Here is a 19,845-nt window from a genome sequence, read left to right on the forward strand (position 1 = left end):
GGCTTTGACTATGGCTGGCTCTGGGCTGTTCAGGACATACCGCGCAGGCGATCGATCTCTGCGGCGACCTGCAGGGCGGCCTCCAGCTCGGACTGTTGGTACTCTTCCATCAACCGCCAGCGCTGAGCTTTCTCCTCGGGCTCGGTCATGGCCAGGGCGAGGTACAGGCTCGGCGGCACCGCGCGAAACAGTGTCTCCAGGTTCTTCGACAGGACCACGCCCTCGGTGTACTTGCCCGAGGCCTTGCTCGCGGACAGCAGCAGCGCTTTCTGCGCCGGCGTGAGCTTCTTGAAGCGGGCGATCTCCTCGATTTCCGCCGGCGGCATGTTCAAGCAGATCCACCACTCGATCATGTTGAGCATGGTCTGCGCCGCGTCGGGGAAGTCGGCCAGGTTCTGCGTCGCCAGCCAGAACCATGCGCCGAGCTTGCGCCACATCTTGGTGCCCTTGACCACAAAGGGCGCCAGCAGTGGATTTTTGGTGATGATGTGGCCTTCGTCGGTGACCATGATGATCGGGCGCCCCAGGTACTGGTCGCGTTCGGCGAGGTTGTTCACCGTGTTCATCAGACTGATGTAGCTGATCGACATCTGCGCCTCATAGCCCTCACGGGCATAGGTGGCGAGGTCGACGATCGTCACATCGCTCTCCGGCCAGGGCGTGCCGGGTCGGTCGAAGAGGGCGCCCTCGAAGCCTTGGCAGAACAGGTCGATGGACTCGGCCATCTCCTGCGCTCGCTCACGGCGCTTGTCGGGCAGGTGGACATCGCCGGCGACCTGGCGCAGCGCATCACGGACGTGGCGGGTCATGACCTGCTGCTTGGTGGCTGCGCAGTGCCGGGCGGCATCGAGGATGCACTCGCGGATCAGGCTGCGGTCTGCTCGGGTCAGGCGTGCCTCTTCCTTGGCTTCGCCACCGGTGATCATCAGCCGCGCGGTGATCTCCAGCTCGCCCAGCACGTCGCGCTGCTCATCACTATCCGGTGCGACTTCATCCAAGTCTTCGGTCGACAGGCTGGCCACCTGGTCAGGGTGCTCGATCAGCCGCCGGGCATCGGCAAAGGGCGCCAGGCTCAGACCACTGCCGGGTTTGAGCTGGACCTTGTTCACGGACAGCCCGAGGGTGGCGAAGTAATCGCCCTGCAGGCCGAAGGAGTTGCCGGCTTCGACGATGAACAGCCGCGGCCGGTACACGGCCATGACCTGCATCAGGATTGAGACCAGGGTGGCCGATTTGCCGGCGCCGGTCGGGCCGAACAACAGCAGGTGGCCATTCATGGAGCGGTCGAAGCGCGACAGCGGATCGAAAGACAACGGCGCACCGCCGCGGTTGAAGAAGGTAATGCCGGGGTTGCCGGTGCCGATGCTGCGCCCCCAGAGGGGCAGCAAGTTGGCGGCATGCTGGGCAAACAGCAGTCGGGTGTACCAGTTGCGCGTGTCTCGTGCAGGGTTATAGACCATCGGCAGCCAACGCAGGTAGCTGTTGCACGCGGCCACTTCATCACCCTCGCGCACCGGTTGCAGGCCGGCCCCGAGCAGCACATTGGCGGCCTGGATTGAACGCTGGCGCAGTTGCTGTTCGTCGGCGCCACGCAGGTACAGCGCCAAGGTGCCGCGGTACAGCTTGTGCTGGCGGCCGATCAGCGCGCGGGCCTCTTCGACGTCCTGGCGGGTCTGGGTCGAGGCGAGGTTCTCGCCGATGGCTTTGCGCGCTAGGCGGTTGAGCTGCTCCTCGAGTACATCCTGGGGCGTGATCACCAAGGTCAGGCTCATGACCGCCTGCTCGGGCAACTGATCGAACAGGGCGTTCAAGGCTTCGCCCTTGCGCGTTTCACCGGTCAACTGACCGATATGCGGCGGTCTGCGCAGCTTGTCGACCACTATCACGGTGTGGGGTTGTTGATCGAAGTACCAAAGGCCCTGGTCGTTATCGGAACGCGGTTCGTGGAAGAACAGCCGCTCGGCGAAATCGTGGTCGAACGGCAGCGATAGGTCCTCGCCGTCGTCCGTCTCCGGATAGGGCACGCGTCGATAGAACGCTGCGGGGGATTCGCCGGTGAGGGCAGGAGCCGGGTTGAACCAGGGTAGCAACCAGGCGTAAAAGTCGCGCCCGGTCAACCGCCGAGGGCTGACCCCGCAGGCCTGCAACGAGGCCACCAGGCGATCGCAGGTGCGACTCAGCAGTTGAACCGGGCTTTGCCCTTCATCGTCAGCCTGGTCCCCGAGCCGGCGATAGACCACCAGCCGAATTCGCCGGTTGCTGCCACGCCAGGGCAGGTGAGACACGACATGGTCGTCAAACAGCCCGCCCGGTTTGGCGATGGCGTGGAGGTGACACTGCATCGACGCGAGGAAGGCTCCGGTAAACGGCGTGCCTTGTGCCCGAAGGGCGATGTAGCGCTCCAGGCGTTCGAGGTACGGGTAAAAGTCACTGTCGTCCTGGCAGAAGAACTGCACCACCCAAGGCGCCTGGTCGAGTTCGTCGAAGCTGTCCTGCAGCGCATCTTCCAGGGCGTCGCGCGCCGCCATCAGCCACTCGGGTTCACGGCCTTCGGTCCCGATCGGCTGCAGCTCGAACACGGCGCCTACGGAGCGATTGTCGTCGAGCAGAAAGCACTGTTCCTCCTCGAGGTATTCGACCCAGGGCAAGTGGTCGGCGAAGCTGGGATTGTGCGCGTACTGCGCCGCTTCATCGGCGCAGGTTGCCCGCCGACGCTGCGCCGCACGCCAAGGCTTCCAGCGCGGCGGGTCGCGATTCGCGTCATCGGCCATCACAGATCATCCAGGCGTTCGCCCGGCAGCGCGTACTGGACCTTCTCGTACAACGGAAACACCGTCGAGTAGCCTGGCACCGGTGTCTGCTGGGTACCGGTCAGGTGCGGGTAGATGTACATGACCAGGTCGGGATTGGGCAGGCGCGGAAACTGAGCGCGGATCTCGTTGGCGGCGGTGCGGGTGTAGGCGTTCTGGTCGTTGATCAGGTGCTCGGGATCCAGCACCGGACGGCGTAGTTCGCTGCGGGCCTCCTGCAGCTGTTGCTGGGCGCCGACCGAGCCGCTGCCGTTCCAGATATCCAGCATGGTTTGCTCGCCGTGGGGCAGCATTTCATCCTTGCTGGTGGAACAGCCAGCCAGATGCAGGCCAAGCAGCAGGCTAATCCAGATCCAGTACCGAAACGGATGGGCTTTCATGATTCACTCTCCGACCTTTGGGTTCGTAGTCGATGCTGATTTCGTGATCCAGGTGCAGAGCCACCTTGGCCCCAGGCGGGACATAGATGGCGGCGAAGGCTTCGCCGTAGAGCTTGTTGATCCAGTCACGGATGTCGCCGATGCCACCGCTGATGACCGAGTTCAGAGCGCTGGTGCCGCTGTTCTGGCTCAAAGCCAGGCTGCCGCTGGCCGAGTTGATGAACGAGGTGTTGGTCTGCTCGCTGCCCAGCGCCGCGGCAAAGCCGGCGCCAGCCGCGGTGATCAGGCTCTGGCTGCCCAGGTACTGCTGGGCGTTGGAGCGGCGCTCGCCGGAGATGCAGGGAATACCGTAGGGATCGGAGATATAGCCCAAGCCGCCGCGGATGTTCTCGGTGTCCGAGGTCTGGGTGCTGCTGCGATTGCGGCTCACGACTTTTTGCGGTTGCGGCACCGTGCGGACGGTGCCGTCGCTGAAGACAAAGGTGATCGACTCGACCTGGCCGCGCACACAGGACAAGGTCCAGTCGCCTGAGGCGCTGCCGCTCATGACCGCGCCGACCACGTCCGGCAGGTCGATGCCGTTGGCGGTGAGGTTGTCGGGTCCCACCAGTACCTTGAAGGGGTAGGGATCGTTCACCGTGCCGTCCACCGGTACGCGGCCAATCAGGGCTGTCATGGCGATCGAGCCCATCAGCGTCGAGTTCTCGGGAATGGTGTAGATGGGCTTGGCCCCTTCAGTGCGATCCTTGGCGTTTTCCAGGTCGCGCTCGCCTTTGGCGACGGCGCGCAAGTGGTCCTGGCTGCGGTCGATGGCGCTGTTGTCCAGGCCGTGCAGGTCCTTGAATTTCGACGTCAGTGTCGACAGTGGACCGTCGGTTTTGGTGGCGTCCTCCTGGCCGGTGCGCGCATTCGACGGTTCGACCCACTGCACCGCATCAATTGATGTCTGTGCGTTTGAAAACTGTTGCTCGTCACCTGGCTCAAGACCAAAGCCCGCAGGTACATCCGACTTCTCACCCGGCTTGCCGGTGAGCTGGTCCTTGAGCCTGGACAGCAGCCCCTGGGTCTCGCGGTGCTGCTGCTCGGCCTTCTGCCGAGCATCATTGGCCTGCTGGCGCTGTTCGGTGACCTGCTGGGTGACGCTGCTCAACGTGCTCTGGATGCGGCTGTCAATGTTGCCTTCGCGCGTGCGCAGTCGGTTGTTCTCGGTCTGCAGCGTATCGTTACCTTTCTTCAGTGACAACATCTCGCTGCGCATCGCCTTGACCTGACCGATCAGGGTGGCCACCGTGTCGCGTGGCGTGTCGCCAGCGATGCCCAAAGCTTTTGCCTGTTCCGCAGTTAGCGCTGTCTTATCTGGATCATGGGCCGGCTGGCCGTCTGGAGCGACCACCCAGGATTTGCCGATGATCAGCACAATGCCCAGCAGCACGCCGGGTACCAGCCACTTCAGCAGGCTGTTAGCTTTCATGATCGGCAGCCTCCGGCGTTGGCGGGGGCAACAGCAGGGCATGCTTCAGGTCGCCGCCGCGGGTGACTAGGTACGCCACAGTGGTGTCCTCCGGCGTGCGGGCATGACCGAGGTACGCGTGCTGAAACGTTGCGGCGTACAGCGTGGCTTGCAGATGACGCGGGTCCAGCGAGACCTTGCCTGGTCCGCGGTTCACGATCTTCACTGCAGTCACCCAGTAGTCACCCAACCGCCAGGCCGCGAGTGCCTTGATCGAAACCCGTTCGGTAGGCAGCAGCGTACTGAGCCCAACAGAATCGCCCAGCGGTACCCTACGAACACCGGGCAGCGGCGCCACCGTGCGCAGAGGCGCATACAGGTTCTGCGCCGCAAAACGGGTGAGCACGACCGGCACCGGAGTCGCTGCCGGTGCTGACCCCTGTGTTGTTTCCAAGTCCGGTTCCTGAGCCTGGGCGACGATCTTGATCGGCTCAAGCGACTCGCTGCCCTCGAGCGCTTCGATGTCGATCAGGATGATATCCCCCGACTTCACCGACTGCAGCTGCAGACGGGTCGGGGGAATAGCTTCCGCTGCACGCAGGTACACCGTTCCCCCAACGGACTGCACCCGCAGCTTGTTGGCGATCGCACTCGGCAGTCCGATACGGACATCTTCATCCAGCATCAGGATGCGCTCCTGGCCCACCGTGAGCGGGATGGCCAACGGCAGGCGATCCCAGTATTTGACCTCGACGGCGCCAGCGGTTGAACACCAGCCGGCGACCGACACCAGGATCAGGATCAAGACACGCATCATTACGCACCTCCAGGCAGCGTCAGCTTCTGCGGTGTGCCTTCGTAGCAGTCCAGGGCCAGGCCCCACTTGTTGTGCTCAGGGTCGACGTCGAAGCGCACCACGCGCAACGGATAGCGCACGACCACGCGCTTCACCGGCTCGGCGGCGTAGTACTCGTCGGCGTTGAGGTCGAGCTTGACCAGCCAGCTGTGCTTATCCAGCTGTTTCACGCGCAGGTCGGGGTCGTCGCTGTAGCCGCGGCCCAGCACCTCGTATACCCCACGCACCCGGCCGCGGAGCTCGCCGGCGGCCTTGCGGTATTCAAAGTCGCCATCGAAGAAGGTCTTGCACGCCGGGGTGAGGTAGGGCTGCAGGGCGAAGATGGCGCGGTGATAATCGGTCTCGCCGTCAGTGGGCCAGCGGTTGAGCTGGCCAAAGATGTACAGGGCAAAGGCGTAGATGTTCTCGGGGGGCACGTCCCACCATTTGCGCGTACTGCCGGAACGCAGGTCGGGTGGCACGTGAATGGTCAGCTCAGAAGGCGCGGATTGCCAGCCGTACCAAGTCCCGGTGCATAGCAGCGCGAGGATCGCCACGGCTATGCGCAGGCTAAAGATATGCGCTTGCTGCGCATCGACCTTGTTGCGAAAGCGGCTCATGCGGCGGTCCTCACATGCCGGTGTGTACGGCGGACGGTCCAGGGACCGGAATGCAGGATCAACTGGTGAATGCCGATGCCCCAGTGCACCGCCAGATGCCACTGCAGGCGCCGGTACAGCCAGGTTTCGGGGCGGGCACGCTTGGCCCGACGCAGCAGCTTGCCGCCACCGAGCAACACCAGTGCCATGCACAGGAACATGCAGGTAGGCAGGGTGGCGATGGAGGCGCTGGACACCGCCAGCGGCGCGCCGAGGATCACACCCAGCACGGCACCGACCATCAGCGCGACCCACATCTCGTCGTTGGTGAGACCACGCAGGACGGCCGGGTCGCGGTTGAGGCGCTCCGGGAGGAAGGTCAACGTGCCGTCAGGCAGGGTGGCAGGGGCGTCGGACATGGTGACCTCACAGAATCGTGGCGGCTTTGGTCAGGAACCACAGGATCACCACCACCAGCAGCGCGCCGACCCCGACCACCGCGCCGAGGTCCTTCCAGGTCTTGCGCTGGTTCTGTACGTCGGCGTAGACGGTGAGCGAATGCCAGGCCACGCCCAGGAAGGCAAGGGTGGCGATCAACAGGCCGAGCAGGATGCCGCCGTCATAGGCGTAGTTTTTGATGGTGTCAATCAACCCCGAACCTTCGCCGCGAGAGGGCGCTTCCATGGTCGGCAGGTCGGCCCAGGCGAGTGTCGAGCTCAGCAGTATTAGACCGCCGAGCAGGGCTTTCGAACAGCTATCCTGCAGCAGAGTGAGCGGGTGGTGGCAACGACGGGAAAGGTTCATGGCAAGCTCTCCTGGTTACGACAGCATGAAAAACATCAGCACGATCAGGGTAAGGGCAAGGCGCAGTGTGCTGCCGCCGAGCGTGCCGAAATTGATGTTGCCGGCCGCCCAGCCGCGGTAGCCGGTCCACAGGGCCCAGGCACACCAGAGCAACGCGAGTACCAACACCGATGAGCGCCACAGGACCGAGCTGAGCTGCGGGGTAAACCCCGCCACTGCGGAAAACGCGGTGAGTTGGGCGTCAGTCATGCTCATCGGACGGACTCGAGTGAGGCACCTCAGCGCGATAATCACCGGTCAACTCGGCCAGGTCGGCAGGCTGCGCTCGGGTGGGCGAAAGGTACTTGTAGATGCCTTGGCGCACGCGCTGCAGATCCGCTGCGAAACGTGGGTAGTCGAATTGATACCGAGCCGTATCGACACCGATCTGGCTACTGCGCGCTCTATCAGCCAACTGTTCGATGGCAATGATCTGCCGCTGCACTAGGCCCAGGTCCGAGCGTTCGCGAACGTCTTGAGCTGTGGCCGTGAGTGCAACCATGCAGGCAAACAATAAGGGGTAGGGAGAAAGCATCATGGCGAAATCCAGCCGGGAATCTGACCTTCACCTTGATCATTCAGGCTGGTATCGGCATGAGCTAAAGGGAATTTCGAGGGCTCGGTTTTAAGAGGAGAAGTGACGAACAAAAGTCGGTTGCTTGGATGACTCCAAACCGGAGTTTCAGCACTGGGTCACGAATGTTGTAAAAACAGTCGTGACACACTCAAAGATACTTTTTGAATGTAGCCATCGTGATGGCAACCATGCATCCCAGCAGAGCCGCACATGGGAGCAGCACCCAAGTGGGATTGAGTGACCAAGGCAAGGAGAGGTAGATCACCCAGGGGCTGACCATCAGCGGCAGTAATGTCCGCTTTGCTCGGTGGTAAACAAAGCTGCTCTCGTGGTCCGCCCCAAATTTGCGCAGGTCACGGCGCATCAAACCATCGACAGCGCCGGTGATCACGGCGAGCAGGAACAGGGGCATGGCCAGGGTGAGGACGGCCAGGCGAACGACAAAAGTGAAGACCGTGAACAGCGCTGCCATCAGGTAGTCCTGTATCACGACGTAGACCTGGGCAAACTGACCCTGGAGCGACGCCTCGCGACTAAGCAACTTCAACTGTGCGTCGGATTGTGCCCATCCGGAGTGGACCACAACCCATTCATACAGGTATTCAAGTATTTTGGCGGTCGCTTGCGCCGGTTCTTGTACTAGCAGTGAACTCTTGAAATGGCCGCTGAGCCAGCCCAGCTCACTCAGCCACATGGCATGGCTGTGGTGCCAGCCCTGGTCTGGCCAGAACCACAACATGCCCACGAACTCCAGTACGATGGAGAACAGCAGCGAAGCGAACAGCAGGCCGAGCAGCCGTAGGCACAATTCGACCGTGCCGAATACGAGCCCCGGACGTCGCGGTGCAGAAGGCGGACTGGCTGGGATGATGGGCATACAGGTTCCACAGGATTCGGTTGCTTGCGAGGTATTTACGAGGCGCGTCTACGCCCAGGCGGTGGCATCTCTGGATCGAAGTCGACGGTCGGTGCTCCTCCCGCGCTGGACCACCAGTTACCCGCATTGGCGTTGTATGAGTCGCGCATGCGTGCGGCCAGGGTCTGCAGATCCGCCGGCATCGCATCGTCGCTGGCCGGCATCGGCAGTGGCATACGCACTTTCCACAGCTGCCCGCCTTCTTGGAACGAGAACATCTGGCCTTTCGGCAGGGCGATGATGTGCGCCGGTTCGATCAGCGGCACGGCGGTGGTGGTGACGCGGTCCTGGGAGGAGGAGGTGAAGTCCGTACGGGCATCGGGATCCGCGGTGTCCGTCGCCCCTGAGACCAGAGTGCGGGTCTGCACGTTGACCTTGGGCAATTGATTGGTCAGCAGTTCCGCCGTCGCGGTTTCCCGAACACGGAGCATCTGCAGGGTGTTGAAGTTGCCGATGACCTGGCCGGCTTTGGCCCGGCTGCCAATGCGCGCCTCGATGTCACTCAAAGTCTGGGTGTAGGCAGTCACCTGGATACCCGCACCGCCGCCCTTGTTGATCAGTGGGATGAACTCATCGCCCATCAGTTCGTTGAACTCGTCGGCGTGCAGGTTGACCGGCACCTTGTCCACCGCGCTGGAGGAGCCCGGCAGGCCATGGTCGATGCCGTGCTTGTAGATATGCCCGGCGACGGAGACCAAGTCGGCAAACATCGAGTTACCGACGGCGGCGGCGACTTCGGCATCGGACAGGGCATCTAGGCCGACGTAGACGATGCCGCGCTTGCGGATGATTTGTAGCCAGTCGAAGATCGGCCGGGGATCGTCCAGGTCAGTATAGTTGGGGGCCAACAGTTGGGCCGTCTTGCCGCTGGTGAGCTTTTCCAGCAATGGCAGCAGCGAGGCCACGATTTTATCGAAATAGGTGCGGTCATAGCGCACGGCCGAACGCAGGCCGTCCATCACCGGGTCGAAGATGCGTTTGGCCGCCAGGTACTGCTCGATGGCGACCACTCGCTTTTCACGGCCGATCATGTGTCGTGGCACATTCTTCTCATTGAGACGGCCCTCGATCTGCACGATCGCTTCCCAAGCCTGCGCGTCGTGGTGGGCGAAAAAGTGTTGGGCGTACTCGATGAACAGCGCATCAATGTTCACTACGTGCCGCTGGATCTGCAGGTAGTCCGGGCGTCGGCCCAGTTCGATCAGCGCCCGGGCAATGATGTTCACGAAGCGCCAGGCGAACTCACGAAACGCCGCGGAGTTGCCTTCGCCGCTCAGTTGCCCGGCGATCCGGGTGGCGACTTCGGAGATGCGGCCGAACCGGCCAATTGCGTTGTAGCGTGCGGAGATCTCCGGCCAACCCAGGTGAAAAACGTAGAATTCGTGCTCGCGACCGGCACGCCGTGCCTCCACGTACATGCGCTTGAGCAGGTCGGCGTCGCCCTTGGGGTCGAAGACAATCACCACTTCCTGAGTTGGACGGTGGATGTCCTGGGTGATGTAGACCTCGGCCAGGCGCGTTTTGCCGACGCGCGTAGTGCCCAGCACCAGGGTGTGCCCTACGCGTTCGCCCAGCGGCAAGGTGGCTTCCTGCTCACTCGGCTCGACGCCGTGCAGCAGCGGTGATCCCCCCATCGGAGGTAGCGGGCGTACCGGGTTGAGCGGACTGTTCCAAGCGGTCAGGCGGGGCAACAGCGAAAACGCAGATGGGGCCTTCTCCAGCCGATGCTCCATCCTGCGCGCCCATTGGTAGGCGGCCGATTGGTTGACATAGCGGGCCAGCGCCGGGTCCTGAGCCTCGAGCAGACGTTGGGTATGCAGGCGGGTCCAGCGAAAGCCACGGCCCATGAACAGGTGCTTTCGGCTTACCGGAATCTGGCGGCTGGTCAGCGTGTAGCGCGGCAGGCGACGAATGTTGCGCCGATAGCGCAGGACAATCCGGGCCTCGTTGAGCCGCTTGATGCCGAATGCGATGTAGGCCAGGGCCATGCCCGTACCGACCTCAGGCGACAGTGCCACCGCCCAGGGTGAGTGCAAGCACAGGGCACCAGCACCCGCGCAGAGGCCCACGGTGTACAGTTCCACCGCGGGGCGTAGCAGTGACTCCATCGTATGGTCGCCCATGATGATCCCTCACTGTTCCAGGCCGGTGGGCGTGATGAGCACCGGGTAGTGCTCCAGCTCCAGGCGTTCGGCGATGTCGTCGCCACTTACCGGCCAGATGTTCAACTTGGGGGCTGCCGCCTGGATGCGACGCAAGGCCTGGGCGTTTACGACCTCGACCGCCAGACCGCTGGCGTTTAGAGCCTTCAGGGCTTGCGCATGCTTGGACAACCACTCCAGGGAAACGGAGTCCTGCCCGATCAGGAACAGCGGGAGCAGGCCTGGCAGGTTCAACGCTCTACGCACCACGGTGCCTGGAGTGAGGCGCGCGCTGTGCACCGGCAGCACCCAGTTCAGTGCGTGTGGGTCTGGGGCCTGATCGAGGGCGGGCGACTCGAAGGCTGCATGGGGCTGGGGATTGGCGGGGGCATCGAACGCGGCGACGGACAGCCACTGACAGATGGCCAGCGCCGCTAGGCGCGAAAGACTCATGGCTGTGCCCCTCGACGAAGGGGCGTGATCGCTTGGATGCGTTGCCAGTGTCGACTGAATTGTATGCGGTAGCGCGCCGCGTGCGCGCCGCCGGCCGGCCGGTGGTAACGGCCGGCCGCCACGATCCAGTCACCTGTGTCGGCATAATGTTCGCGCAGCAGTTCGGCGGTGACGGCCAGATTCGCCCGCGGATCAAGGGCATCGCACGCGCTGGGGTAGCGGTCAGGGTGATATCCAAGATTGGTCTGTCCTAGCCCGACATCGATGCGTTTGGGATCTTGACGGGTGAGCTCTAGCTGGAGCGCGGCACAGGCCTCCTTGCGACTGGCAAAACGGCGCGATGTGCCAGCTACATTCAAGGTCCAGGGCCAGGGTATGAGGTGGCCGCGTAGCGGGATGCCGCTCTCCTGTAAGGCGATAGCGAAGAGCACCGAGACGGGGATGTCGGCCCGCGCGGCGGCCAATTGGTACGCGGGCGGAGGCAGAGATTCCGCCTGGACGATGGTCACGCCGGTCAAGGCCAGCGCAAGGATCAGTCGATGCGCTGCCATTTTCCGTCCACCTGCTGAAAGCGCGCCGGCAAGGGGCGGGTGGCACCCAAGGCAAACCACCGGCCGCGGTCGTGGTTGAGGGTGACCTGGCCGCTGCTGACCTGGGCTGGGGTAATGCCGGCGCCACGCGCCCAGTGCCGCAGACTCGCATCGTCACCCTGGCTGCCCACCAAATACACGTCCAGGCGGACGCCGGCAAGGAGCCACTGCTGGGTACTGGTTATGCAGGCCGGACAGGGTTCTTCCACGAACAGGGTATAGCGGGTGGTGGTTGGCGTTGCTGACTCGTCGGTGAGACCCTGCACTGGCAGCATCCCCGGAAACAGTCGTGCCCAAGCGGCGGTGTAGGCTTTCTGGTAAGCCAGCTCGCGCTCTGCACGTTTGGCTTCGAGGCGAACCTGCAGTTCGGCATAGCGCTGTCGCTCGTGTTCAGATTCGGCCTCGACGCCCAGGGTGGTGAGGGGGTCGAGCTGCGGCGACCAGTAGTGGCGGGGTCCGGTCTGCAGGCGTTCGAATGTGGCCCATTCGCCATCGGTTAGCCCCCAAACTTTTGCCGGGGTCGCGCCCGAAGGCTGCCGATCTAGCGGTGCCTGCTCGCTGTACTGCTGGTCTGAGCCAACCATGTTTGGTGCGATCCATCTCGGACCTGCCAGCAGGCAGGTGGGGACTAGTAACAGAGAGAGGGCGGAGAGCCGAACCATAAACACCTCTTTACGGCAGGGGCAATGTGCGATCACCATGGCCAGGGATATGGAACACGACCTGATCCTTGCGGATCGCACGCAGCTGCCAACCATTGAGGCTGTCGCCGGGCTGCAGCAGGTGCACGGTCGACAACGAGTGGCTACCGGCGGGCAGGGCTGCAACGAATCTGGCCTCTCCTCGGGTCTGGATGCCCAGTAGGGTCAACGGCGGTGCCGGGGCGTTGGCCTGGGCTTTCTGGTCGGTGGAGGCCGCCGGCTGCGCGTTGCCAGCCGCTGGCAACGCGGGTCGGGACGAGAGCTTCTCGACCGCAGCCTCTGCCTTGCCCAACCGTTGCTCCAGTGCGGTGAAGTCGGCGCGGTTCGGACCACTCGGTGCCGCTTGAACGGCCTGGAGCGACACCGCCATCGCATCTAACTGCTGGCTGAGCGTCGTCTGCGCCGACGCGTGCTGACGTTGCGCGTCGCCCAGCGCCGCCACCTGCGGTTGCAGTGTCGCGAGGGTGTTGCCGAGCGCATCGACGTCTCGCCGCAAGGCGGGCGCCGGGTCGGCGGGGGCATTGCGGGCTGCGGCTTGGAGTTCGGCCAAATGCTGGTGTTGGTTGTACGTTTCGGCAGCAAGCACGGCGATGCCCAGGCATAGGCCGCCGATCACTAGGGCCTGAAAGCGGTGGACCTTCATGGCGCGATCTCCAGTGTCGAGAGTGGCGGTTTGGGCCGTGGCGAGCGGAGGGTGTAGCAGACGGTCCGGTCGACCGGATCAATGTTGAGCCTCCAGGCCGGGCCGCCGATGATGGTCAAAGCGTCCAGCAGCCAAATCGGTCCGAGTTGTTGGTGCACGGCGGGCAGGGGGCGGCTGAACAACCGATCCACCGCTGCACTGTTGGGGCAGAGTGAGTAGCCCGAGCGTTGCAGCACGTGACGCAGTGCTTCACCCACATTCGCGTGCAGAGCCGGGGCAATCTGCACGTTGATCAGTTGATACAGCGGCTGGCGCTGGTCCAGGGGGGGCTGAATACTGGTCAGGGTGTAGCGATCCTGACGGACCCAGGCGGGTAGCGTGGGTTTCTGCTTCTGCACTGAAGCCGGCGCTGCTGCGGGAACTGCCGTTGTCGGCACCGGTGGCGGCGTGCTGCAGCCGGCCAGCGTGATCATCAGTCCGAGGGTGGAGAGTGTGGGAGCGTGCATGACCGGGTCTCGACAGAAGTTGCCGACACCTTGGCGAAAATGCGGGACGCGCCCTACTGAAAAAACGAATCTGGTCGCCCGGATTACCGCGAAGCATCCATGATAAAGGCGCCCAGTGGGGCGCCTTGGGTCAGTCTTCAGTGAATAGAGACAGCTCCGGGAGTGGCGCTGCGTCGGGGTCAAAGATCAGCAAACGGGTGTCGGCGAAACCTGCCAGCAGCAACAGCTGCAACAACACGGGTGGGACATGGTCGTCGCGCATGCATGCACTGACTTCGCCGGCGCTACAGCTGCTGCATCCTTCGGTCTCCATGCGCCAGGGTGTCGAATACAGCTTACATCCCACAGCATGGCTGTTGCGCAGTTCGAAGCACTCGAAGAAGCCCGCCGGTGACTGCTGCCAAGCGCGCTTTTGCAGGTACTCGAATTCTGTCGTTGGCAGGTGGGCAGAGCTGATCTCCCAGCTGCGGCTGTCGTGCCCCGTGGAAAAGGACAACAACTCGATCAGGGTGCGGGCTGCCTCCTCGCTGGGGAGGTCGCCGAGGTGCAGCGGGCTTCCACGGTGATGGCCGATGATCTGGTAGACCACACTGCACACCAGGCCGTCGGCCGGGCAGCGCATCCGGACAAAATTGGGCACGCTTTGGCCGTCGGTGATGAGCGCGTAATTGTCATCGAACAGGCATGGCCGGAAATTGATGGCCTCAATGGGCAGTTGGAGTTGCGCCGGGTGCAGAGGGCGGTAGCAGGGTGGACTATCACCGGCATTATTGATCTGGACAACGTGTTCATAGCTCAGATCGTGGAAGCCGCGAAGGAAAGGGTTGCGAAATGAAGAGTGCATGATCGTTCTCCAGAGGCGCAGAGGCCACCTCAAACTGACGGTGGCCTTTTGGACAGGGAAGGGACTGTTAGATCCAGCCATGTTCGGCGAGCGAAAGCGGGGTGCCTTCGCCGACGATGATGTGGTCCAGGACGCGTACCTCAACCAGTGCCAGGGCCTCGGTCAGGCGCCGGGTGAGCACCCGGTCGGCGGAGCTCGGTTCCGGGCAACCGGAAGGGTGGTTGTGACTGAAGATCACGGCGGCAGCGTTGTGCTCCAGCGCCTTGATGACGACCTCGCGTGGATACACGGAGGCGCCGTCGATGCTGCCGGTGAACAGTTCGTCAAAGCTCAACACGCGATGGCGTGAGTCCAGGCAAAGCAGTGCGAACACCTCATGTTGGTAAGGGGCGAGCCGCAGTTTCAGGTAGGCAGCGGCGTCGGAGGGAGTCAACAGCACTTCGCCGCGCTGGAAGTAGCGTTGATCCAGCAACTGCAGAGCTTGGGTGATCAGCGCATCCTCATGGGCGCGTTGGGTCAATGCCGGCTCGAGCGTGCCGACCAGGTTCAGGGCAGTGTTCATGGGCAATTCCTCGTGGGAGATGGAGCGCCCCCTGGGGAGTGCCCCAGGCAGGTGAAGTGTTGGATTCACAGACGTGTGAAGCGATGACGCGCACCGTGTAGCGGGCTGTGGCAGCTCTCGCACGCTCGGGTGGAAAAGGACTCAATACCGGCGCCGGTCTGCGGATCGAAATCGGCGCTCAGTGGCATCAGGGCCTGCAGTTCAGTGCGCAGGTGTGCGATGCGTTGCTCCACTTCAGCCTCGTTGTAATACAGTGACAGCGCGCTGAAATCGTCGTACGCAACAGCCTGCAGGCAGTCCTCGCAGAGCCAGAAGCTTTCCATGACGGCCTCCGACGTGAGTGGACAACAGGCGCTCGTGAGAGCGCCTGTTGATGGCGGGCAATTTGCCTCAGGCAGATTGACGTGCGGCGGTGGATTTACGCGAGGGGGCAGGGTCGGGTAGGCGCTGTTCGGCGACAGTGTCTGCGTCGTCCGATTCCGCTGCAGAGTCGGTAGCAGCGCTGGAGTCGGTACGAACGGGTGCTCTGTAGCTGAACTGGCCGTCGACCTTGATCCACTCGATGAAGATCAACCGGCCTTTCAGGCTGGCACCGGGTTGGCCCTGGCGCTCGCCTTTTTCGTACAGGAAGGGGTCGACCCAAAGGTCGCCAATGCGAAACGCGATGAGGACCTTGCGTTCAGCACGGACGTCATCCAAGTGTTCACGGATCAGCCGTTCGGCTTCACCGCCGGCGACCTTGCAATCAAAGCGGGTGTACTCGACGTCGTCCGAGGCACCGTGCAAGGCGGCAATATCACAGGCCATGAATGGTTGCCCGCGACGTACAGGGACTTCGCGAACGCGGTTCAGGTAACCAATGCCTTGGGTGTGCAGGTTGAAGTAGGTGGTGGGAGCATTGTTGCTTGCAGTCGTCATGGTGGATCTCCTTTTCAGCAGAAACGCGGACATCCACCGGCCCTGGCGGCTGGTGAGTTCCGCAAGGGGAGGTGCAAAGAAAGCGTGATCGGTAGAAGGGCGCTCATCACCGACAGGTCGGTGACCGTGCGAGCTGCCGAGCGCTGATCGCACTGGGGGAGAACCACCCGAAACGGGCGTAGCCTTAAAGGTTCCGGCTACCTGGGTGCTGTCAGCGACAGCGGTGTGCAGGTCATCTATAAAACGGCGCCAACGGCCCGTCAACAGTGGATTGGGGATGGTTTGGGCAGGTGGAAGTGGGTGGCACTCAGTGGATTTAGGGTGACGAAAAAATAGCCCGACGGTCATCAGGCTAGGAAAAACTAGACCACCCTCGACCCGGTAACGTGACACCGAAGTCCATCGCAAAACCTCCGCTGTCGATCCACCTGGATCAACCGACCCTTGTCGTGGCCTGGGTCGGAATCAACTGGCACGCATCCGCGCACAAAAGGTGCCCAGTGTTACGCCGGCGGGCACCGGTGCTGAGCATCGTCGCCGAAGCGGATGACCCCTGAGACCTGACACAAGCCGCACGGGTCATCCACCTTGGGGACCAGGAACGCTGGGGAGAAATCCGAAGAAGAAGTGAAATGCGGCTCCGAACTCTACGAGTCTGACCGAGCTGCCCGGAGCGAATCGGTCTGGGGTCGCCACACGGCGAGAGCCAGCTCACTACACCAGCGCGGTGGCGCGCCGTCAAGTCACGTATGCCCGCTCACGAAGGACCTGGCGGCTTGGTGCGCTTGGGTTTGGCGACCGGCTTGGTGCCCTTGCACTCCGGGTAGCGAGTGCACGACCAGAAGCTGCCGGTGCGGCCTTTGCGCTGGCGCATGGCGCTGCGGCACACGGGGCACAGCGGGCCTTTGGTCGTTGGTGGTTGAAAGGTGAGCGAGACGTGGCCACGCACCAGCCAGATCAGCCATTGCGCCTGTTTGGCGAGAAAGGTTTCGACGCTCAGCTGACCCGTCTCTATACGCTCCAGCGCCTGCTCCCAGAGTGCGGTCAGCACCGGGTCGGCGACCTCTGGGGGCACGGCCTCGATCAAGGTGTGCGCTGCCGCTGAGGCGACCAGGCTGCGTTTTTTCTTGGTCAGGTACCCGTGATCGATCAGGCCCTGGATGATCGCCGCTCGCGTGGCCTCGGTCCCGAGACCGCAGCGGTCCTTGAGATTCTGTTTGAGTCGTGAGTCATCCACCTGGTTGGCGATGTTTTTCATGGCTTTGACCAGTGTGCCTTCCGTGTAGGGCTTGGGGGGCTGCGTGCGCTGCGCATTGACCGTGGTGTCGGTCAATGCCACCGCAGCCGACTCGCACAGTGTGGGCAAACGTTGGGTTGGCTCGATGGGTTCGGTACCGTCGGCCTCGTCGATCACCGCTTTCCAGCCGCGGGTTAGGATTTGCTTGCCGCGCGCCAGCAACTGATCGTCGTAACTGTGCAATACCGCCAGGGTTTTCAGGTACTCATGGTCGGGTAGAAATTGGGCGAGATAACGGGCGCGAATCAGCGCGTAGACTGCTCGCTCGCGCTCAGAGAGCTGCGCTAGGTCAAACGTCACAGCGGTGGGGATGATGCCGTGGTGGGCGGTGATCTTGCTGTTGTTCCAGGCTCGGGAGCGTCGGCGGGGGTCAGCCACTTTCAGCCATTGTCCGAGTGAAGGAGCGGCCGCTGCCAAGGCGTGAAGTACACGCGGTACCTCATCCAGCATGCTTTCCGGCAGGTAGCCGCAGTCGGTGCGTGGGTAGGTCGTTGCCTTGTGGGTCTCATACAGAGCTTGGGCCACCGCCAAGGTCTCCTGGGCACCAAGGCCAAGCTTAGCAGAGCCGATCTCCTGCAGCGTGCCCAGGTCCAACGGCAGCGGCGGACCTTCGCACACCCGCTCGACCTCGATGCTGCGGATCTGGGCAGTCCCGTGCTGGCTCAAGCGCCGCGCTGCGCTCTGTGCGATTGCTTCGTGAACGCAGCGACCGGCTTCGTCGCATGCGGCGGTCGGTGGCTGCCAGCGCGCCTGAAAGACTACTCCATCGGCCTCCAACTGAGCATCGACGGTCCAGAACGGTTGCGGCACAAAACTCGCTATCGCCCGATCACGCTGGACCACCAGACGCAGTGTCGGCGTCTGCACGCGCCCCACCGGCAGCAGGCCGTCGAAGCCGGCGCGGCACCCGAGCAGAGTAAACAGCCGGCTCAGGTTGATGCCCACCAGCCAGTCCGCACGTGAGCGGGCCAGCGCGCAATGGTACAGCGGCAAGGTCTGCTCACCTGGACGCAGCGTGGCCAATGCCCGGCGAATCGAGGCATCGTCGAGCGCGGAGAGCCATAGGCGCAGGATTGGTCCTTGGTACTGACAGCGCTCAAGGATCTCTCGGGCGATCATCTCGCCTTCACGGTCGGCGTCCGTGGCGATGACCACCTCGGAGCAGGAGCGCAGCAGCTGCTCGATCACCTTCAGTTGGCTGGCGACCTTGGGTTTGACCACCGACTGCCAGCGGGTGGGGATGATCGGCAGGTCCTCCAGCGACCATCGTTTGTAATTACCATAAGCCTCCGGGGGCGCTGTTTCCAGCAGATGGCCCACGCACCAGGTGACGGTGACCACCGGGCCCTGCAAGTAGCCGTCGCCTCGCCGGTTGGCCTGCAGCACGCGGGCGATGTCGCGGGCTTGAGATGGTTTTTCGCAAATAAACAGGCGCATATGTGGGCCCTCTCGGTGAGGTACCGACAGGGTGGGGGTGTGGCGTGAGAGCACCAGCGAAAACCCGAATACGCCGAGATCATTTCGGTCGTGGCGGTGGAAAGTTATTTCCTTTGCGCGAGGTGAGTGGCCAGCATTTGCAGAAACTCCAAAGCAAACTTTTTATCAGCTTCGCCCAGTTCCTTGATCAGCGATGCAATCCGCTGACCCTGGTCCTGGGGGCGAGGACTGATGGCGAGCAGCAGCTCATCGGCGGGGCAACCGTACATGTCGGCCAGTTGCAGCAGCTTGTTGACGGTCAGTTCGACCACGCCACGTTCGAAGCGCGATACTGCTTCGGCGCCGATCTCCAGGCGCTCACCAACTTGCTCCTGGGTCAAACCACGGGCGCGGCGATACTTCGCCAACTGGCGACCAATGTGTTGTGGGCTAGGCTCTTTAACTGGCAACGGGGGCGCTCTCCAATTCGACCCATATGGTTGACCAGCAACCCAAATATATGAACGCCCCATAAGGTTGACTAGCAACCCTATGGGGCGTATCACCTAAACTGAGTGCAATAACCCGCCCGTCAATACGGAGGTTACGACTTGGACGGATCTAACGAGCGTGAGGCAGACGCGTTAGCGATCAAGGCCTACGAGTTGTTCATTGCAACTCACCTGGAGCCGGACAATTTGAAGGCGCGCGCCAGGTTGATCGCATGGGTTCAGGAGAGCCAGGCGCACTGGCGGGCATTCCTTGCACTGGACCAGTACCTGTCTGAGGTCACGCAGCTGCTGGATGCTGATCAGCCGGGAGAGACTTGGCGGAATTGAACGACCTGCAGTATCCAGCGTTGCGCGCCGAACGGGCAGCGAGTCCTAAGGGGTATCGCGCTGCAGGCCGTGATTTCTCTGAGACCACCCGCTCAGTTGGTCTTGCGTGGGTTCTTCTTGCTAGCCCCCTTGCGCACGGAGCCGTTGCTTTCATTGGCCTTTTCGCGCATGGACACCGAGGCCAACCGGTGGGGCAAGATGCCGATGCGCCGCGCCTCCACCTTGAACGTCACTCGCGCGTTGTCCTCGCTGTCCTCCCATTCATCCTTGACCGTCCGGCCCTCGACCAGGATGCGCATGCCTTTCTGGTACAGGGTGCTCCAGTGCTCGGCGTCGCGGTGCCAGAGCTCGACAGGGGCCCAGTAGCCGCCGCGGTCCTCATAGCCGCCTTCGCGCGGTACCGGATTGTCGAAATAGACATTCAGCCGCAACAGGCGCCGCGGTTCATCCGGGGGGCTGTTGAACTCCTGAAACTCCGGGGTGCTGCCGATGTTGCCTTCGCCAACAAAGAACGTGCTCATGCTT

The 19,845-nt window shown here is 62.9% G+C and carries 24 protein-coding genes; 1 reads left to right on the top strand and 23 read right to left on the bottom strand.

All coding sequences use genetic code 11. From position 1 onward, the window contains the following. Positions 1-29: 29 nt before the first annotated feature. The 22 genes from D8U69_RS10970 to D8U69_RS11075 all read right to left on the bottom strand — a co-directional run bounded on the left by D8U69_RS10970 (position 30) and on the right by D8U69_RS11075 (position 18,951). On the bottom strand, positions 30-2,771 hold the full coding sequence (locus D8U69_RS10970; protein WP_130905560.1) for a conjugative transfer ATPase: 2,742 nt from the start codon (positions 2,769-2,771) through the stop codon (positions 30-32). After that, positions 2,771-3,190 carry a TIGR03751 family conjugal transfer lipoprotein gene (locus D8U69_RS10975; RefSeq protein WP_130905559.1) on the bottom strand — a complete coding sequence of 140 codons (420 nt, stop codon included), beginning with the start codon at positions 3,188-3,190 and terminating at the stop codon, positions 2,771-2,773. Before D8U69_RS10975 ends, D8U69_RS10970 begins: the two co-directional genes overlap by 1 nt. Further along, complete coding sequence (locus tag D8U69_RS10980; RefSeq protein ID WP_130907295.1) at positions 3,153-4,661, bottom strand: TIGR03752 family integrating conjugative element protein; 1,509 nt, start codon at positions 4,659-4,661, stop codon at positions 3,153-3,155. Before D8U69_RS10980 ends, D8U69_RS10975 begins: the two co-directional genes overlap by 38 nt. After that, positions 4,651-5,457: a TIGR03749 family integrating conjugative element protein gene (locus D8U69_RS10985; protein WP_130905557.1), complete on the bottom strand. Its 807-nt coding sequence runs from the start codon at positions 5,455-5,457 to the stop codon at positions 4,651-4,653. The genes D8U69_RS10980 and D8U69_RS10985 overlap by 11 nt, the downstream gene beginning before the upstream one ends. Beyond that, positions 5,457-6,095, bottom strand: coding sequence for a PFL_4703 family integrating conjugative element protein (locus D8U69_RS10990; RefSeq protein WP_130905556.1), 639 nt, complete (start codon positions 6,093-6,095; stop codon positions 5,457-5,459). The genes D8U69_RS10985 and D8U69_RS10990 overlap by 1 nt, the downstream gene beginning before the upstream one ends. Continuing rightward, positions 6,092-6,493, bottom strand: a complete 402-nt coding sequence (locus D8U69_RS10995) for a TIGR03750 family conjugal transfer protein (protein ID WP_130905555.1) — start codon at positions 6,491-6,493, stop codon at positions 6,092-6,094. Before D8U69_RS10995 ends, D8U69_RS10990 begins: the two co-directional genes overlap by 4 nt. Positions 6,494-6,500: 7 nt before the next feature. After that, positions 6,501-6,878, bottom strand: coding sequence for a TIGR03745 family integrating conjugative element membrane protein (locus tag D8U69_RS11000; RefSeq protein ID WP_130905554.1), 378 nt, complete (start codon positions 6,876-6,878; stop codon positions 6,501-6,503). 15 nt (positions 6,879-6,893) lie between these two features. Then, the gene (locus D8U69_RS11005; protein ID WP_130905553.1) at positions 6,894-7,133 is read right to left on the bottom strand and encodes a TIGR03758 family integrating conjugative element protein; all 240 of its coding nucleotides are present in this window, start codon (positions 7,131-7,133) and stop codon (positions 6,894-6,896) included. Beyond that, positions 7,120-7,455: an RAQPRD family integrative conjugative element protein gene (locus D8U69_RS11010; protein WP_130905552.1), complete on the bottom strand. Its 336-nt coding sequence runs from the start codon at positions 7,453-7,455 to the stop codon at positions 7,120-7,122. The genes D8U69_RS11005 and D8U69_RS11010 overlap by 14 nt, the downstream gene beginning before the upstream one ends. Before the next feature lie 187 nt (positions 7,456-7,642). Then, the gene (locus D8U69_RS11015; protein ID WP_130905551.1) at positions 7,643-8,371 is read right to left on the bottom strand and encodes a TIGR03747 family integrating conjugative element membrane protein; all 729 of its coding nucleotides are present in this window, start codon (positions 8,369-8,371) and stop codon (positions 7,643-7,645) included. A gap of 35 nt (positions 8,372-8,406) precedes the next feature. Next, on the bottom strand, positions 8,407-10,533 hold the full coding sequence (traD, locus tag D8U69_RS11020) for a type IV conjugative transfer system coupling protein TraD (protein WP_130905550.1): 2,127 nt from the start codon (positions 10,531-10,533) through the stop codon (positions 8,407-8,409). A 9-nt stretch (positions 10,534-10,542) separates the two neighbouring features. Further along, a complete protein-coding gene (locus tag D8U69_RS11025) occupies positions 10,543-11,004 on the bottom strand; it encodes an integrating conjugative element protein (protein ID WP_130905549.1) in 462 nt (153 codons plus the stop codon). Next, the gene (locus D8U69_RS11030) at positions 11,001-11,555 is read right to left on the bottom strand and encodes a transglycosylase (protein WP_130905548.1); all 555 of its coding nucleotides are present in this window, start codon (positions 11,553-11,555) and stop codon (positions 11,001-11,003) included. The genes D8U69_RS11025 and D8U69_RS11030 overlap by 4 nt, the downstream gene beginning before the upstream one ends. After that, the gene (locus tag D8U69_RS11035; RefSeq protein WP_130905547.1) at positions 11,537-12,256 is read right to left on the bottom strand and encodes a TIGR03759 family integrating conjugative element protein; all 720 of its coding nucleotides are present in this window, start codon (positions 12,254-12,256) and stop codon (positions 11,537-11,539) included. Before D8U69_RS11035 ends, D8U69_RS11030 begins: the two co-directional genes overlap by 19 nt. Positions 12,257-12,266: 10 nt before the next feature. After that, positions 12,267-12,938 (bottom strand): hypothetical protein, encoded by a 672-nt coding sequence (locus tag D8U69_RS11040; protein ID WP_130905546.1) that lies wholly within the window; start codon positions 12,936-12,938, stop codon positions 12,267-12,269. Next, a complete protein-coding gene (locus D8U69_RS11045; protein ID WP_130905545.1) occupies positions 12,935-13,444 on the bottom strand; it encodes a PilL N-terminal domain-containing protein in 510 nt (169 codons plus the stop codon). The genes D8U69_RS11040 and D8U69_RS11045 overlap by 4 nt, the downstream gene beginning before the upstream one ends. Before the next feature lie 130 nt (positions 13,445-13,574). Continuing rightward, positions 13,575-14,288 carry a hypothetical protein gene (locus D8U69_RS11050; RefSeq protein WP_130905544.1) on the bottom strand — a complete coding sequence of 238 codons (714 nt, stop codon included), beginning with the start codon at positions 14,286-14,288 and terminating at the stop codon, positions 13,575-13,577. 67 nt (positions 14,289-14,355) lie between these two features. Continuing rightward, entirely contained in the window at positions 14,356-14,850 is a 495-nt protein-coding gene (locus D8U69_RS11055) for a JAB domain-containing protein (RefSeq protein ID WP_130905543.1), read from the bottom strand. A 65-nt stretch (positions 14,851-14,915) separates the two neighbouring features. Further along, a complete protein-coding gene (locus D8U69_RS11060; protein WP_130905542.1) occupies positions 14,916-15,173 on the bottom strand; it encodes a hypothetical protein in 258 nt (85 codons plus the stop codon). A 67-nt stretch (positions 15,174-15,240) separates the two neighbouring features. Continuing rightward, the gene (locus D8U69_RS11065) at positions 15,241-15,768 is read right to left on the bottom strand and encodes an STY4534 family ICE replication protein (RefSeq protein WP_130905541.1); all 528 of its coding nucleotides are present in this window, start codon (positions 15,766-15,768) and stop codon (positions 15,241-15,243) included. A gap of 757 nt (positions 15,769-16,525) precedes the next feature. Beyond that, a complete protein-coding gene (locus tag D8U69_RS11070) occupies positions 16,526-18,502 on the bottom strand; it encodes a DNA topoisomerase III (protein ID WP_130907296.1) in 1,977 nt (658 codons plus the stop codon). A 104-nt stretch (positions 18,503-18,606) separates the two neighbouring features. Then, positions 18,607-18,951: a helix-turn-helix transcriptional regulator gene (locus D8U69_RS11075; protein ID WP_130905539.1), complete on the bottom strand. Its 345-nt coding sequence runs from the start codon at positions 18,949-18,951 to the stop codon at positions 18,607-18,609. A gap of 141 nt (positions 18,952-19,092) precedes the next feature. Here D8U69_RS11075 and D8U69_RS11080 point away from each other — a divergent pair, with 141 nt between their 5' ends. Continuing rightward, complete coding sequence (locus D8U69_RS11080; protein ID WP_130905538.1) at positions 19,093-19,320, top strand: hypothetical protein; 228 nt, start codon at positions 19,093-19,095, stop codon at positions 19,318-19,320. Positions 19,321-19,412: 92 nt separating this feature from the next. Here the strand turns inward: D8U69_RS11080 and D8U69_RS11085 are convergent, their stop codons facing one another. Next, positions 19,413-19,841 (bottom strand): single-stranded DNA-binding protein, encoded by a 429-nt coding sequence (locus D8U69_RS11085; RefSeq protein ID WP_130905537.1) that lies wholly within the window; start codon positions 19,839-19,841, stop codon positions 19,413-19,415. Positions 19,842-19,845 lie beyond the last annotated feature (4 nt).

It is taken from the genome of Pseudomonas sp. Sample_16, assembly GCF_004307665.1.
Classification (GTDB): Bacteria; Pseudomonadota; Gammaproteobacteria; order Pseudomonadales; family Pseudomonadaceae; genus Aquipseudomonas.

Bases quoted from the DNA above. Each gene is read 5' to 3' on its own strand.
- D8U69_RS10970 (WP_130905560.1), bottom strand. From the start codon at position 2,771: ATGGCCGATGACGCGAATCGCGACCCGCCGCGCTGGAAGCCTTGGCGT.
- D8U69_RS10975 (WP_130905559.1), bottom strand. From the start codon at position 3,190: ATGAAAGCCCATCCGTTTCGGTACTGGATCTGGATTAGCCTGCTGCTT.
- D8U69_RS10980 (WP_130907295.1), bottom strand. From the start codon at position 4,661: ATGAAAGCTAACAGCCTGCTGAAGTGGCTGGTACCCGGCGTGCTGCTG.
- D8U69_RS10985 (WP_130905557.1), bottom strand. From the start codon at position 5,457: ATGATGCGTGTCTTGATCCTGATCCTGGTGTCGGTCGCCGGCTGGTGT.
- D8U69_RS10990 (WP_130905556.1), bottom strand. From the start codon at position 6,095: ATGAGCCGCTTTCGCAACAAGGTCGATGCGCAGCAAGCGCATATCTTT.
- D8U69_RS10995 (WP_130905555.1), bottom strand. From the start codon at position 6,493: ATGTCCGACGCCCCTGCCACCCTGCCTGACGGCACGTTGACCTTCCTC.
- D8U69_RS11000 (WP_130905554.1), bottom strand. From the start codon at position 6,878: ATGAACCTTTCCCGTCGTTGCCACCACCCGCTCACTCTGCTGCAGGAT.
- D8U69_RS11005 (WP_130905553.1), bottom strand. From the start codon at position 7,133: ATGAGCATGACTGACGCCCAACTCACCGCGTTTTCCGCAGTGGCGGGG.
- D8U69_RS11010 (WP_130905552.1), bottom strand. From the start codon at position 7,455: ATGATGCTTTCTCCCTACCCCTTATTGTTTGCCTGCATGGTTGCACTC.
- D8U69_RS11015 (WP_130905551.1), bottom strand. From the start codon at position 8,371: ATGCCCATCATCCCAGCCAGTCCGCCTTCTGCACCGCGACGTCCGGGG.
- traD (WP_130905550.1), bottom strand. From the start codon at position 10,533: ATGGGCGACCATACGATGGAGTCACTGCTACGCCCCGCGGTGGAACTG.
- D8U69_RS11025 (WP_130905549.1), bottom strand. From the start codon at position 11,004: ATGAGTCTTTCGCGCCTAGCGGCGCTGGCCATCTGTCAGTGGCTGTCC.
- D8U69_RS11030 (WP_130905548.1), bottom strand. From the start codon at position 11,555: ATGGCAGCGCATCGACTGATCCTTGCGCTGGCCTTGACCGGCGTGACC.
- D8U69_RS11035 (WP_130905547.1), bottom strand. From the start codon at position 12,256: ATGGTTCGGCTCTCCGCCCTCTCTCTGTTACTAGTCCCCACCTGCCTG.
- D8U69_RS11040 (WP_130905546.1), bottom strand. From the start codon at position 12,938: ATGAAGGTCCACCGCTTTCAGGCCCTAGTGATCGGCGGCCTATGCCTG.
- D8U69_RS11045 (WP_130905545.1), bottom strand. From the start codon at position 13,444: ATGCACGCTCCCACACTCTCCACCCTCGGACTGATGATCACGCTGGCC.
- D8U69_RS11050 (WP_130905544.1), bottom strand. From the start codon at position 14,288: ATGCACTCTTCATTTCGCAACCCTTTCCTTCGCGGCTTCCACGATCTG.
- D8U69_RS11055 (WP_130905543.1), bottom strand. From the start codon at position 14,850: ATGAACACTGCCCTGAACCTGGTCGGCACGCTCGAGCCGGCATTGACC.
- D8U69_RS11060 (WP_130905542.1), bottom strand. From the start codon at position 15,173: ATGGAAAGCTTCTGGCTCTGCGAGGACTGCCTGCAGGCTGTTGCGTAC.
- D8U69_RS11065 (WP_130905541.1), bottom strand. From the start codon at position 15,768: ATGACGACTGCAAGCAACAATGCTCCCACCACCTACTTCAACCTGCAC.
- D8U69_RS11070 (WP_130907296.1), bottom strand. From the start codon at position 18,502: ATGCGCCTGTTTATTTGCGAAAAACCATCTCAAGCCCGCGACATCGCC.
- D8U69_RS11085 (WP_130905537.1), bottom strand. From the start codon at position 19,841: ATGAGCACGTTCTTTGTTGGCGAAGGCAACATCGGCAGCACCCCGGAG.